This window comes from Streptococcus sp. Marseille-Q5855 (assembly GCF_946901985.1).
Lineage (GTDB): Bacteria > Bacillota > Bacilli > Lactobacillales > Streptococcaceae > Streptococcus.
Map to the genome: position 1 here is coordinate 54,893 of NZ_CAMPPR010000009.1, position 15,232 is coordinate 70,124.

General features: G+C 38.5%; 8 protein-coding genes. 7 read left to right on the forward strand and 1 reads right to left on the reverse strand.

Annotated elements, in window-relative coordinates; genetic code table 11:
* Window positions 1–144: 144 nt before the first annotated feature.
* On the reverse strand, window positions 145–1,311 hold the full coding sequence (locus tag OC529_RS10695; RefSeq protein WP_262081817.1) for an IS30 family transposase: 1,167 nt from the start codon (window positions 1,309–1,311) through the stop codon (window positions 145–147).
* Between the two features lie 211 nt (window positions 1,312–1,522).
* Between OC529_RS10695 and rpsU the strand changes: the two genes are divergently transcribed.
* The 7 genes from rpsU (at window position 1,523) to OC529_RS10730 (ending at window position 15,190) form a co-directional block, all read left to right on the forward strand.
* Window positions 1,523–1,699 carry a 30S ribosomal protein S21 gene (rpsU, locus tag OC529_RS10700; protein ID WP_000048054.1) on the forward strand — a complete coding sequence of 59 codons (177 nt, stop codon included), beginning with the start codon at window positions 1,523–1,525 and terminating at the stop codon, window positions 1,697–1,699.
* Between the two features lie 130 nt (window positions 1,700–1,829).
* On the forward strand, window positions 1,830–2,765 hold the full coding sequence (gene hprK, locus OC529_RS10705; protein WP_173276799.1) for an HPr(Ser) kinase/phosphatase: 936 nt from the start codon (window positions 1,830–1,832) through the stop codon (window positions 2,763–2,765).
* Window positions 2,758–3,546 (forward strand): prolipoprotein diacylglyceryl transferase, encoded by a 789-nt coding sequence (gene lgt, locus OC529_RS10710; protein WP_262082149.1) that lies wholly within the window; start codon window positions 2,758–2,760, stop codon window positions 3,544–3,546. Before hprK ends, lgt begins: the two co-directional genes overlap by 8 nt.
* Window positions 3,547–3,930, forward strand: a complete 384-nt coding sequence (locus tag OC529_RS10715; RefSeq protein ID WP_410096748.1) for a DUF948 domain-containing protein — start codon at window positions 3,547–3,549, stop codon at window positions 3,928–3,930.
* Window positions 3,931–3,945: 15 nt separating this feature from the next.
* Window positions 3,946–4,335, forward strand: coding sequence for a YtxH domain-containing protein (locus tag OC529_RS10720; RefSeq protein WP_262082150.1), 390 nt, complete (start codon window positions 3,946–3,948; stop codon window positions 4,333–4,335).
* Window positions 4,336–4,743: 408 nt separating this feature from the next.
* Window positions 4,744–14,043, forward strand: a complete 9,300-nt coding sequence (locus OC529_RS10725) for a Rib/alpha-like domain-containing protein (RefSeq protein WP_262082151.1) — start codon at window positions 4,744–4,746, stop codon at window positions 14,041–14,043.
* On the forward strand, window positions 13,934–15,190 hold the full coding sequence (locus tag OC529_RS10730; protein WP_262082152.1) for an LPXTG cell wall anchor domain-containing protein: 1,257 nt from the start codon (window positions 13,934–13,936) through the stop codon (window positions 15,188–15,190). The genes OC529_RS10725 and OC529_RS10730 overlap by 110 nt, the downstream gene beginning before the upstream one ends.
* The last annotated feature ends 42 nt before the right edge of the window (window positions 15,191–15,232 follow it).

Genomic DNA, 15,232 nt, shown 5'->3' on the forward strand with positions numbered 1-15,232 from the left:
ACATGCTTGATTTTATTGTTTTTGTAGCCAAAATGAATCGAAAAAAAGAGCGCACAAAATCCTCTTATCTGAAAGCGTTTCAGATTAAATTCCGCTATGGTGGAAGTTAGTGTGAGACGTTTGAATGGGGTTGAAGATTAGTTTTTAGAACTTATGTTGGAGTAATGTAGACGACTGACAGACGTCTTCTGCAGGTATTTTAGAAATGCCGAGAAGCTTAGGAATTTCTTCTCCATAAGTAAAGGCAAAGAGTTCATAAGCTGACTTTCCATTCAAAGCAGCACGTTTGACGCTGTTGACATGAGAGCAGACGAGATTGATGTCCTCTTGAGTTAAGTTGTCAAAGGAAATTCCCTTTGTTAGGATGTCGCGAATCAAGGTGTGATTTTTCTCGATTCTCCCTTTCTGGTCAGAGCGATTAGGGTCACAAAAGAAGAGTTTACTCTCTCCTCGCACATCCATTTCGATGTCATCAACCCTTGCAAACTCTCCACCATTATCGGTAAGAATGACAGGGAAGAGTTGGAAGAAATCTTTGTCAGCTTGGTGAAGAGTGTTCTTGATGTCATAGAGGTGTTTGGTAACCTCAAGGGCAGTTTTATTATCCAGCAGTCTAGCGAAGATACAGTTACAGAAAGATAGATTGAAGGTGAGTAGGACTTTACCTCCCATTCTGCCCATAACGGTATCCATTTCTAGCCAAGAGTCTAGTTGATTAAGGGTTAAATAATTTAGGAAATCCTCATAGGAACGGCCTTTTTTAGCTTCTTTAGGGATGGGAGGTAGCTTACTTTTTCTTCGTTCTTTAAATTTAACGGCTCTGGTTAGGTCAATAGGAGCGATAGACAGGTAACCTTTTCGGATGTGTCGATAGACAGTTGAGGAGCTGACATCAAGATTGTGAGTTTTGAGGATATGATAGATGTGTTGTCCCTTTTTAACACCATCAGAAATGACTTTGTCCATGTCCCAGAAGGTCTTAGAATTGAGGGGAGTTCCTTCACGAGCTTCTACAAGAGTTTGTTCGTATTGTTTTTGAGCTTGTTTAGCGAGGTAGAAGATTTTTTTAAATCCACAATTTTGTCTTCTTTTAGGACAGCCGTTACAGACAAAGGGAGCCTTGTCGAGTAGAGGGCAAGGAAGGTTATGGCCTGTAGACTCTCGGACTTGTCTGTTTCGTTTGACTTCTTTGGAAACAGTAGTCGGGTCTTTTAGAATAAGTTGCCCGATCGCTTTGAAGGTTTCACCGCGCTCTAAGCCCAGTTGGATATCATTACGGTCTGAAAGGGTAAGATGTTTATGTTTTGTCATAGTAGACCTCATTTCTAATTCAAACGTCTCACACTTAATTCCACCATAAAAATCCGTTTTAGACTAACTTCCACTTTGGATAGGCAAGTGGAAGTTACTTTGAGAAGTTAGCATGTAAGAAAAAATCAAAATTAAACCGCATTTTTGCTTGACAATTATTCCTTTTACGTGTAGAATAAAATAGATATTGAACTTGAAGGGAGTGAAAAAAATGTCTAAAACAGTAGTACGTAAGAATGAATCTCTTGACGACGCACTTCGTCGTTTCAAACGTGCGGTTACTAAAGCTGGTACTCTTCAAGAAACACGCAAACGTGAATTCTATGAAAAACCTTCTGTAAAACGTAAACGTAAATCAGAAGCAGCTCGTAAACGTAAAAAATTCTAATTAGAAATGAAAGGCTAGAGAAATCTAGTCCTTTTTCTTTTAAATAAATACTCCAAAACCTGCAAAAATCTGAAATATCCTCCTACAATTTGATATAATAGTAAAAAGAACTCGATTGAGGGAGGAAATGATGTCGGTTTTAGTAAAAGAAGTGATTGAAAAGCTTAGACTAGACATTGTCTATGGCGAACCAGAATTGCTTGAAAAGGAAATCAATATAGCGGATATTACGCGACCCGGTCTTGAAATGACAGGTTATTTTGACTACTACACGCCAGAGCGGATTCAACTTTTGGGGATGAAGGAGTGGTCATATCTGATTGGCATGCCTTCTAACAGCCGTTATGAAGTTTTGAAAAAAATGTTTCTACCTGAGACACCTGCGGTCATTGTTGCCCGTGGTTTGGTGGTTCCAGAGGAGATGTTAAAGGCAGCCAGAGAATGTAAGATTGCCATTTTAACCAGCCGTACGGCTACTAGTCGTTTATCTGGAGAGTTATCTAGTTATCTGGATTCTCGTTTGGCAGAACGGACCAGTGTGCACGGTGTCTTGATGGATATCTATGGGATGGGTGTCTTGATTCAGGGCGATAGTGGAATCGGTAAGAGTGAGACAGGTCTTGAGCTTGTCAAACGTGGTCACCGTTTGGTAGCCGATGACCGTGTCGATATCTTTGCCAAGGATGAGATTACTCTCTGGGGTGAACCAGCTGAAATTTTGAAACACTTGATTGAAATTCGTGGGGTTGGGATTATCGATGTCATGAGTCTCTACGGTGCCAGTGCTGTCAAGGATTCTTCACAGGTTCAGCTTGCTGTTTACTTGGAAAATTACGATACGCATAAGACCTTTGATCGACTTGGAAACAATGCAGAGGAATTAGAAATTTCTGGCGTAGCCATTCCTCGTATCCGTATCCCAGTTAAAACAGGTCGTAATATTTCTGTCGTGATTGAGGCAGCTGCCATGAATTATCGTGCCAAGGAAATGGGCTTTGATGCGACCCGTTTGTTCGAAGAACGGCTGACAAATCTCATCGCTCGAAATGAGGTGCCTAATGCTTGATCCAATTGCTATTCAACTAGGCCCTCTAGCCATTCGTTGGTATGCCTTGTGTATTGTGACAGGCTTGATTCTTGCGGTTTATTTGACCATGAAAGAAGCGCCTAGAAAGAAGATCATACCAGACGATATTTTAGATTTTATCTTGATAGCCTTTCCCTTGGCTATTTTAGGAGCTCGTCTCTACTATGTCATTTTCCGTTTGGATTATTATAGTCAGAATTTGGGAGAGATTTTTGCCATTTGGAATGGTGGTTTGGCCATTTATGGTGGTTTGATAACTGGGGCTATTGTGCTCTATATCTTTGCTGATCGCAAACTCATCAATACTTGGGATTTTCTAGATATTGCGGCACCTAGCGTCATGATTGCTCAAAGTTTGGGTCGCTGGGGTAATTTCTTTAACCAAGAAGCCTATGGTGCAGCAGTGGATAATCTGGATTATCTACCTGGCTTTATCCGTGACCAGATGTATATAGAGGGGAGCTACCGTCAACCGACCTTCCTTTATGAGTCTCTATGGAATCTGCTTGGCTTTGCCTTGATTTTGATACTCAGAAGAAAATGGAAGAGTCTCAGAAGAGGTCATATCACTGCTTTCTACTTGATTTGGTATGGTTTCGGTCGTATGGTCATCGAAGGCATGAGAACAGATAGCCTCATGTTCTTTGGTCTTCGAGTGTCCCAATGGCTATCAGTTGTCCTTATCGGACTGGGTATTTTTATCATTCTATATCAAAATCGAAAGAAGGCCCCTTACTATATTACAGAGGAGGAAAACTAAATGTTAGAAGTTGCATATATTCTTGTAGCCCTTGCTTTGATTGTCTTTTTGGTTTATCTGATTATCACTGTACAAAAGCTTGGTCGTGTTATTGACGAAACAGAGCAGACGATTAAAACCTTGACTTCAGATGTGGATGTGACCTTGCATCATACCAATGAGTTGCTGGCTAAGGTCAATGTCTTGGCAGATGATATCAATGTCAAGATGGCAACGATTGATCCACTCTTTAGTGCTGTTGCTGATTTATCTCTATCTGTTTCAGACCTCAATGACCATGCGCGTGTCTTGAGCAAGAAAGCTTCATCAGCTGGTTCGAAAACACTCAAGACTGGGGCAAGTTTGTCAGCTCTTCGTCTTGCAAGTAAATTTTTAAAAAAATAAAAAAGGAGAATCCTTATGGGTAAACTATCCTCAATCCTTTTAGGAACCGTTTCAGGTGCAGCTCTTGCCTTGTTTTTAACAAGCGACAAGGGCAAACAAGTTTGCAGTCAGGCTCAAGATTTTCTAGATGATTTGCGAGAAGATCCAGAGTATGCCAAGGAGCAGGTCTGTGAAAAACTGACAGAAGTTAAGGAGCAAGCTACAGATTTTGTTCTGAAAACCAAAGAACAGGTTGAGTCAGGTGAAATCACTGTGGACAGTGTACTTGCTCAAGCTAAATCCTATGCTTTTCAAGCGACAGAAGCATCAAAAGATCGATTTAATAATCTCAAGGAGCAATGGCAAGAAAAGGCCGAAACTCTTGATGAATCAGAAGAGATTGTGATTGACATAACAGAAGAATAAAAGAAATAATAACTATTCTAGGTCCTATAAACTCTCTAGTGGATTATACCTCTATAGAGCTTATAGGTTTTTTTTATGTGGATAAAACCTTAAATAAAAAGAAATTTAATGATTTTTGAAAATAGATAAGTATAATCTATTTTTTTGTGAATAGAGTTGTTTTTAAAAAATATCAATATATTCACAATGTTATACTTAAATATACAATATTTTTCGAATTTTAAAGAATATAAGGCCAAATATTTGATTAAGTATGTATAAAATAGTATAATTGAGCTGTGATAGCTGTGATAGCTGTGATGTTATTTGCCTATAGCAATCATCATAGTGATTTTTGTAGCTTAACTCTTTTTAAGGAGTTGAAGTTATAAAGATTGCTTTTTTATTATATTTTCCTTAGGAGGAGAAATGGAACACAAATCGAATTCATATAAAGTAAATCGACAGCAACGTGAAAAGGTACTGCGCTTTTCGATTCGTAAATATAGCTTTGGTGCAGCTTCAGTAGCTGTTGCGGCATTGATGTTTTTGTCTGGGCATCAGGCTGTTCGAGTTGAGGCGGCTCAAGTTTCAGATACGACTGAAGCACCGGTTATCCCAGATAAAGAAGATGCTCATACTGCTACAATAGTAGATTTGCCTAAAACAGAAGATTCTCTAACTACAGATAAAGAAGAAAAATCACTAACCACTGCTGAGAATCCAGCTGAGACTTTATCTGAGAAACTACCTGAAACTTCAACTGAGAATGCATCTGAAAACGAGACTACTGCCCTTGATAAAGAGGTAGTTGAAAAACAAACATTAGATAAGACTAAATTACAAGCTAATATTACAAAAGTTCAAGAACTCTTGGATAAAGTCAACAAAGAAAAAGCTCCAGCTTCGACCCTTGCTGCAATCCAGGCAGATTTAGAAACAGCTAATAGTGTGCTTAATAACAATAGTCTTGAATTAACACAAGCTGAAATTGATGCGGCAGCTAAAACGCTTAGCGATAAATTGTTTATATTATCTTCAATGCCTAAGATTGGCACTCCTGAAAAAGTAGTAAAAGAAGGCAAAAATACGATTGCTAATACTGGATCTCGTGATTCACGTAATGGCGAAACCATGGAAGAAGGATCTGATCTTCGCTCAGCACCTATTGATAAAAATACCAAACGTGGTGAGTTAGGAATCGTTGTAGCCAACTCTGGATTTATTACAGGATATGCAACGCCATCTTCAACAATTGAGATTAAAAGAAATGGCACAACTGTATTGACTTCTACACTAGACGATACTGGAGCTTTTAAATTAAATGCTCCAGGTATTGAAGTTGGAGATGTTGTTGAATTAGTGGTTAATGGACAGACTGTTACTACTACTACAGTAAAACAAACAGATACAGTAGCGTTTAACGACAGTTTAGCTGGTATTGCTCAAGTTGATGGATATACAGCGGCAGAAGCTGATGTTGAGGTAACTGTTGGCGGAAAAACATATACGACTAGATCACAATCAAATGGATACTTCACAGTCAATGTTGATACGAAATTGATGGTAAAAGATGCAGTTGTTACAACTGTCGTTAAAAAGAATGGGAAAAAAGTAGGTTCTGGAACAAGTACAGTACGTGACACGAAAGTAACAGACTTTGGTGTTGGTTGGATTAAAAATCCAATGATTAACTATTCAGAGCGTGATGTGTACTCGCCAGATACGAAACAATATGCCTTTGTAAGTAAAGGGACTGCTGATAAAGCCTACGATAATATTCGTGTGTATCGTGAAGAGCGTATCGAAAAAGATGGAAATAAATATTACTATTGGATATTAGATTCAGGTCCAGCAGCAAATGCTCAGGCAGGATTGTCTAAGAAAGTTTCACTTACGATTCCTCGTAGTGTAGGAGATCCGTATGACTTTACGTATACAAAATATGCTGATGGGGTTCAGTACTCTCATAATGAATATCCCAATGCAACAGCTTGGGAGCATGAAAACTCTAATTATCGTGCTTATGTAAAAAATGGAGAACGTCGTTCAGGAACTTCTTACACAGAAAATTTAGGTTCTTGGATGGATTATGCTAATCCAGATAATAACTGGTGGAGAAATATTTATCGTGACTCTAGAAAAGATGGTACCGATCGAAATCCAGATGCAGCTTCTCGTGTAAAAGATATGTACGGTATTACAACGGGTGGTCTGATTTACAACCTTGGTAGAGGTGTTATTGAAGACAAACTGAACGTAAAAAAAGGTCAACGTACGATTATCACTTTTAAAACAAAAATTCTTGAAGGGGATGAGCTAGATCAAAGCATTATGTCAGATTGGGGGAATAAAGATAAAAATAACCCAATGCTTGCTGATATTAAAAAACGTTTAGCAAACGATCCATACTTAGCATATGGTGGATATACAGACCTTGGTTATGTTCGATACAGAAATGGTCAAAATGCCATTATCGGTACTTTACCACTGAAACCTGAAGAAGCAGAAAGATATAATATTAAACCAAGAGCTAAGGAACAAAGTACTAAAGTAGGCGTTATTCCAGATGCTTACAATAGTATTGCTAATACAAAAGACTTACCTGCTGGTACAACATACCGTTGGTTTAAAGATCCAGATGTATCAAGACCTACAGTACCAAATGCACCTGTGTATGGTAAAGTGGAAGTCATTATTCCAGAACGTGGAACATTTATTGTAGATGCACCTATTCATGTTACAGAGGATAAGGCAAAAACACCAGAAGCTCCATCAGCAACAGCAAAAGAAGATGGATCTGTAACAGCAAAACCACAAGATTCAACAAAAGTAGATAAAATTAAAGTTAGCTATACAGATGAAAATGGTTCTAATAAGACAGCTGAAGGAAATAAAGGTGGAAATGGAACATGGACTGTTGTGAACAATCCAGATGTTCAAATTGATGCAAACACAGGTGAAATCACAATCCCAGCTGATAAAGTCAAAGACAATACAGAAGTAACAGCAGTTACAAAAAATGGAAACAGTGATGACTCAACTCCAGCAAAAGCAACTGCAAAGACTCCAAAACCTGAAAAACCAATCTTAACTGCACCAAATAACGGTAATGTAACAGCAAAACCACAAGATTCAGCCAAAGCAGATAAAATTACAGTTACTTATAAAGACGAAGATGGAACAAATGTAACGGTAGTAGGTAATAAAGGAAATGATGGTACATGGACTGTTGTGAACAATCCAGGTGTAACTATTGATTCTAATACAGGTGAAATTACAATTCCAGCTGATAAGGTAAGAGATAATACCGTAGTAACAGCTATCACAAAAAATGGAAATAGTGTTGATTCAGACCCAGCAACAGAAACAGCAAGAGCACCAAAACCTGAAACACCAACAGTAACGGCAAAAGAAGATGGATCTGTAACAGCGAAACCACAAGATCCTGAAAAAGCAGATAAAATTACAGTCACTTACACAGGAGAAGATGATTTACCAAAAGAAGTAGTAGGAACGAAAGACAAATTTGGTCAATGGACTTCAGATGATACAGAAATCAAAATCAATGCAGACACAGGTGAAATCACAATCCCTGCTGAAAAAGTAAAAAATGAAACAGTTGTAAAAGCTATCACAAAAAATGGAACGAGTGATGATTCAGATCCGGCAACAGATACAGCGAAAACACCAGATAATGAACCACCAGTTTTAACTCTATCGACTAATAATGTAACAGTAGTAGAAGGCGGAACTATAACCTTTACAGTAACAGCAAAAGATGATAAAAAGGTGACTTTTGACTTAACTGGAACAAGTACTGACTTTTTAACTAAAGCACTTCAATCTGGAAGACTTAATACACAGGGTACACCTGGAACGGTAACGACTAAGTATGTAAAAGAAACAGAAGCAGAAAAAGTAATAGAGATTACAATTAATACTATAGAGGGAGATGTTGGTAAGCAAAATACTATTATATTTGGTGCGAAAGATGATGCAGAGAACAAGGCTAAACCAGTGATTTTCTCATTTGTTGTAACTCCACGTGACAAGATAGGACCAACTATTTCGGCGGATGGAGCAACAGTTACAAGTCGTGAGGAAATTACGCCAATTCCAGTAACAGCTAAAGATAACGATGGCGGAGTTGGAATGCGTGAAAATACTCCAATCGAAGTAAAAGACTTACCAGAAGGACTAAGATTCGAAGATGGCAAAATTGTAGGAACTCCAACTGGAACACCTGGAACTGCCAAAGTAACGATTACAGCTTATGATAAAAATGATAATAAGGCTGAGAAAACAATTGAAATTGTAGTCAAAGGGCAAAATGAGCAGTATAACCCATTAGGAAAAGACCAAACTGTTCCTAAAAATTCAGTACCTAAGGCAGAGGATAGTATTGCGAATAAAACTGACCTTCCACAAGGAACAAAATATACTTGGTTAACTACACCAGATACGAGTCAAGGCGGGCAAACAGTTTCTGCAGTTGTTGTGGTAGAATATCCAGACAAAACAAGAGATAACGTTAGTGTGAATATTAGTGTACCTACGAATTTAACAGCAGAAGTTACGAAACCAAATGAAGTTTTGGAGAAACGTGCAGTCGAATCCAAAAAAGTAGTCACACCAAATAAAGAGGGTTCAACGATTGCAACAGAAAAAGCAGAAAATGGTTTAACCGTTAATGGAGAAGGTAAATTAACTGGAACACCAAAAGTAGAGAATTGGGGCAAAGATGAAGAAAAACGTGCTATCACAATTCCGGTTAAAGTTACGAATGGCAACGAAGAAATCACCGTAAATGTACCAGTTACAATACTACGAGACACAGATGAAGATGGAAAACCAGACACTACAGATCCAGATGATGACGGTGACGGAATTACGGATGAGGAAGAAAAGAAAAATGGAACAGATCCGAAGATTTTTGATAAACCTGATAAACCAACATCATACGGTCTAACAGGAGTAGTCAAACCATCTACTGTTATTGAAAATAAAGATGTTAATATACCAGAAGTAGTAAAACCAAATAAAGAAAACTCAACGATAGAAACACCAGATCCTGTAAATGGCTTGAGAGTTGATAACAATGGTAAATTAACAGGAAGACCGACAGTAGGCAAATGGGGTGAAGGTGAAGAAGAACGTGATATTACTATCCCAGTAAAAGTTAAGAAGGGTTCGGAAGAAGCTAACGTAATTGTACCGGTTAAAATCCAACGTGATACAGACGGAGATGGTGATCCAGATGTTACAGATAAAGATGATGATAACGATGGAATTTCAGATGACGATGAAAAGAGAAATGGAACAGATCCAAAAGTTAAAAATGATCTGACAGGAATCGTTACAGCACCAGCTAAAGTAAAAGAAAAAACTCCAGTACCGACACCTTTACCAAAAGTTGTAACACCGAATAAAAAAGATGCAACAATTGAACCATCAAATCCAGAAAAAGGTTTAATCGTTAATGGAGAAGGTAAATTAGAAGGAACACCAACCGTAAATGATTGGGTTGGCGGAGAAGAAGAACGCAATATCACAATCCCTGTTAAAATTACGAGAGAAAAAGATGGTAAAAAAGAAGAAGTTACGGTACATGTTCCAGTGACCATCCAACGTGATACAGATGAAGATGGAACTCCTGATGTTGATGATTTAGATGATGATAACGATGGAATTTCAGATGAAGATGAAAAGAGAAATGGAACAAATCCAAAAGTTGTAGACGGTCTAGCTGTAAAAGTTACAAAACCGAATGTAGTGATGGAGAAAAAAGAAGTCACTCCAAAAGAAGTTGTTACACCAAATAAAAAAGGCGCAACAATTACAACTACTACGTCAGACAATTCAGGAAAAGTGAACGGTCTGACAGTTAATGGAGAAGGTAAATTAACAGGTACACCAACAGTTGACAATTGGGGCGATGATGAAGAAAAAACTATCAACATTCCGGTTAAAGTTACAAAAGATGTTGAAAAAGTAACGGCAAATGGTAAAGAAACTGTTACCGATGAAGTTCCAGTAACAATCCAACGTGATACAGATGGAGATGGAACACCAGACGTTTTAGATACAGATGATGATAATGATGGAATTCCAGATGAAGTAGAGAAAAGTAATGGAACAAATCCAAAAGTTCCTGATAATCTAACAGCAATAGTTGCTTCACCAACTAAAGTTAAAGAGAAAAAACCAGTAACTCCAACAAAAGTTGTCACACCGAATATGCCAAATTCAGCAATTACGACAGAAAATCCAATGAATGGCTTGAAAGTCAATAATGAAGGTAACTTAGAAGGAACACCGTCAGTAGATAATTGGAAAAAAGACGAAGAAGAACGTCATATCTTAATTCCGGTTAAAGTAAAAAATGGTGATAAAGAAATCATAGTAAAAGTTCCAGTCACAATCCAACGTGATACAGATAATGATGGAATCCCAGATTCAGAAGACACAGATGATGATAACGATGGAATCCCAGACACTGTAGAGGATACAAACGGAACAGATCCAAAAGCTGCAAATGATTTAGAAGTAGCAGTTACAAATCCAGACAAAGTGAAGGAGAAACAACCAGTTACTCCAATAAAAGTTGTAACTCCAAATAAAGAAGGTTCAACGATTGTAACAAACGCCCCAAATGGAACAGTGAACGGACTAAAAGTCAATGATAAAGGCGAACTGGAAGGAATCCCAACAGTAAATGATTGGGATAAAGAGGAAGAAGAACGCCCTATCGACATTCCGGTTAAAGTTACTAAAGTTGTAGAAAAATTCACAGAAAATGGTAAAGAAGAAGTAACGGAAGAAAAAGACGTAACAGTTCGAGTAACAATCCAACGTGACACAGATGGAGACGGAGATCCAGATGTTACAGATACAGATGATGATAACGATGGAATTCCAGATGAAGTTGAAAAAGCAAATGGAACAGATCCGAAAAATGCAAACAACCTAACTGCAAAAGTTTCAGATCCAACTAAAGTTACAGAGAAGAAACCAGTTCCTTCAACATTAGCGAAAGTTGTCACACCGAATAAAGACGGTTCAACAATTACAACAGAAAACCCAGTAAATGGATTAAGTGTTGATAAAGATGGTAAATTAACAGGAACACCGAGCGTAACTAATTGGGGTAGTGATGAAGAACGTAAAATCAACATTCCAGTTAAAGTTAAGAATGGTGATGAGGAAATTCGAGTAGAAGTTCCAGTTATTATTCAACGTGATACAGATGGAGATGGAGATCCAGATGTGACAGATAAAGATGATGATAATGATGGAATTTCAGATGAGGAAGAAAAGAAAAACGGAACAGATCCAAAAGTTGCTACAACACAAACTCCTGTGGAAATAACTATTACACGTGAGAAAAATGGAGACGCAATTGTTACACCGAAAAAACCAGACGGAAAACCGTACCCTAAAGATACGAAGGTAGAAATTCCAGGTGAAAATGGAACAACAATAGTAGTAACGATAGGTGACAAAGGTTTTGGAACAGTACCAAATGATCAACTTCCAAAAGGTGAAGTACCAGGACAAGGTGTCGTAACAGAACCAAACAAACAACCATCAAAACCAGTAGATGTAACAACGCCAGTTCGTAAGACACCAACGGTAGAGTTGACTCAAAACCCAAGCACAGGAGATGTTACAGTAACACCGAAGAAAATAGATGGCTCAAACTATCCTACAGGAACTACTGTAACAATCCCAGGCAAAGATGGAAAAACGATTGATGTAGTAATCGGTGAAAATGGTTCAGGTACAGTTGCAAATGGTGATTTACCAGAAAGAGATGTACCAGGAACAGCTATCATTACAGAACCAAATCAAAAACCATCACAACCAGTGAATATTACAACACCAGCTAAAAAGGTTCCAACACTACAATTAGATCAAGATCCAAAAACTGGAGATGTCACAGTAACACCGAAAAAACCAGATGGAACAACATATCCATCAGGAACTAAGGTAGAAATTCCAGGGAAAGATGGAAATCCAATCACTGTAACAATTGGAAAAGATGGTACAGGAAAAGTTCCTAATAATGATTTACCGGATGAAGATACTCCAGGAACAGGTAAGATTAAAGAAGATGGTAAACCAGAGGTAGAGATTAAGGTAGAAACACCGAAAAAAATTGACCCTAGTGCGCCAGAAACAGCACAAGTAGGGACAATTGAAATCACAAGAAAACCAAACGGAGATGCTGTAGTTACACCTAAGACCACAGATGGAAAAAATTATCCTAAAGATACTAAAGTGAAAATTCCAGGAGAAAATGGAACAAGCATCGTAGTAACGATAGGAGAAAATGGTTCAGGAGAAGTACCGAATGACCAACTTCCAAAATATGAAGTACCAGGAAAAGGAACAGTAACAGAACCGAATAAGAAACCGTCACAACCAGTGGCTGTAACAACACCAGCTCGTAAGACACCAACAGTGGAAATGGAACAAAATCCAAACACAGGAGATGTAACGGTAACACCGAAGAAACCAGATGGAACAACATATCCACCAGGAACGAGGGTAGAAATTCCAGGAAAAGATGGAAAAACTATTGAAGTAACACTTGACAAAGATGGCAAAGGTACAGTTCCGAATAATGATTTACCTGATGAGGATACTCCAGGAACAGGTAAGATTAAAGAAGATGGTAAACCTGAGATAGATGTTAAGGTAGAAACACCGAAAAAAATCAATCCAAATCATCCAGCTACAGAACAACCAACTGAAATTGACATCACAAGAAAACCAAATGGAGATGCGATTGTTACACCTAAGAAACCAGATGGAACACCATATCAAGCAGGAACGACTGTGAAAATTCCAGGAGAAAATGGAACACCTATTGTTGTGACAATCGGAAAAGATGGTTTTGGATTAGTTCCGAATGACAAACTTCCAAAAGATGAAGTGCCAGGAAAAGGAATAGTAACAGAGCCAGGAGCTAGACCGTCACAACCAGTGGATGTGATAACGCCTGCTCGTAAGCCGTCAACTATACGTTTGGATCAAGATCCAAAAACTGGAGATGTAACAGTGATTCCTATGAAGCCAGGTGGAGGAACATATCCACCAGGAACTAAGGTCGAAATACCAGGTAAAAATGGTAATCCAATTGTAGTAGAAATCGGACAAGGTGGAACAGGAACAGTTCCAAATAACGACTTACCAGACGGAAATGTACCTGGAACAGGTAAGATTACAGAACCAGGAAAACCAACTACTGAGACTCAGGTGCTAACACCAGGTAAAATCAATCCAATAGCTCCTCAAACAGAGCAACCAGGTAAGATTGAAATTACAAGAAATTCAAATGGAGATGCTGTAGTAACACCGAAAAAACCAGATGGCTCAACATATCTATCAGGAACTAAGGTTGTGATTCCAGGAGAAAATGGAACATCTATTATTGTAACGATTGGAGATAACGGCTCAGGAACAGTTCCAAATGATAAACTTCCAAAAGAAGCTGTCACAGGAAAAGGAATTGTAACAGAGCCGAATAAGAAACCGTCACAACCAGTAGCTGTAACGACACCTGCTCGTAAGACTCCAACAGTAGAGCTGACACAAGATCCAGCTACAGGAAATGTCACCGTCACACCGAAAAAAACCAGATGGAACAACATATCCACCAGGAACTACTGTAGAAATTCCAGGGAAAGATGGCAAGCCAATCGTTGTACCAATCGGAAATGATGGAACAGGAACAGTTCCAAATAATGATTTACCTGATGAAGATACTCCAGGAACAGGTAGGATTAAGGAACCAGGTAAGCCAACAGTTGAAGTTAAGGTAGAAACACCGAAAAAAATTGATCCTACTGCGCCAGAAACGGCAGAATTAGGTACAATTGAAATCACAATAAAACCAAATGGAGATGCAGTCGTCACACCGAAGAAGAAAACAGATAAAACAACGTATCCGGAAGGTAGTAGGGTGAAAATTCCAGGAGAAAATGGAACATCTATAGTAGTGACAATTGGAAAAGATGGCTCAGGAACAGTTCCGAATGACCAACTTCCAAAAGAAGCTAAACCAGGAAAAGGAACCGTAACAGAACCAGGTAGGAAACCATCTAATCCGGTGTATGTAACAACCCCAGCTCGTAAGACACCAACAGTAGAGTTGGATCAAAATCCAAATACAGGGGATGTGACGGTAACACCTAAGAAACCAGATGGAACACTATATCCAGAAAATACTAAGGTAGAAATACCAGGTAAGAATGGTAAACCTATCGTCGTAATAATTGGACAAGACGGAAAAGGAACTATACCTAATAAAGATTTACCAGATGGAATAGAACCAGGAAAAGGCACGATTATGGAACCAGGAAAAGATCCTGTAGAAGTAATTGTAACAACCCCAGCTCGTAAGACACCAACAGTAGAGTTGGAACAAGATCCTAAGACAGGTGACGTTACAGTAACACCTAAGAAACCAGATGGCTCAACATACCCACCAGGAACTAAGGTAGAAATCCCAGGTAAAGATGGTAACCCAATCACTGTTACAATCGGTGAAGACGGTAAAGGTAAAGTACCAAACAGTGAATTACCAGACGGTAAAGTACCAGGAACAGCTAATATTACAGAACCAGGTCAACCAGCTGTGGAAGTTCCTGATGTAACAACACCAGGTAAAGTCACACCATCAACACCAACTCCTAATACAGATCAGGTAGATACTAAGACTACTATGGATAATGGAGCTAAATCAAATGATTCTCAAAATGTATTGCCAAATACAGGAACAGAATCAAATGCGGCTCTTGCATCTCTAGGACTTCTTGGACTATTGAGTGGATTTGGACTTGTAGCTCGCAAGAAAAAAGAAGACTAAAAATTTAGTCAGATGAACATTCATTCTTTTGTGTTTTAACAA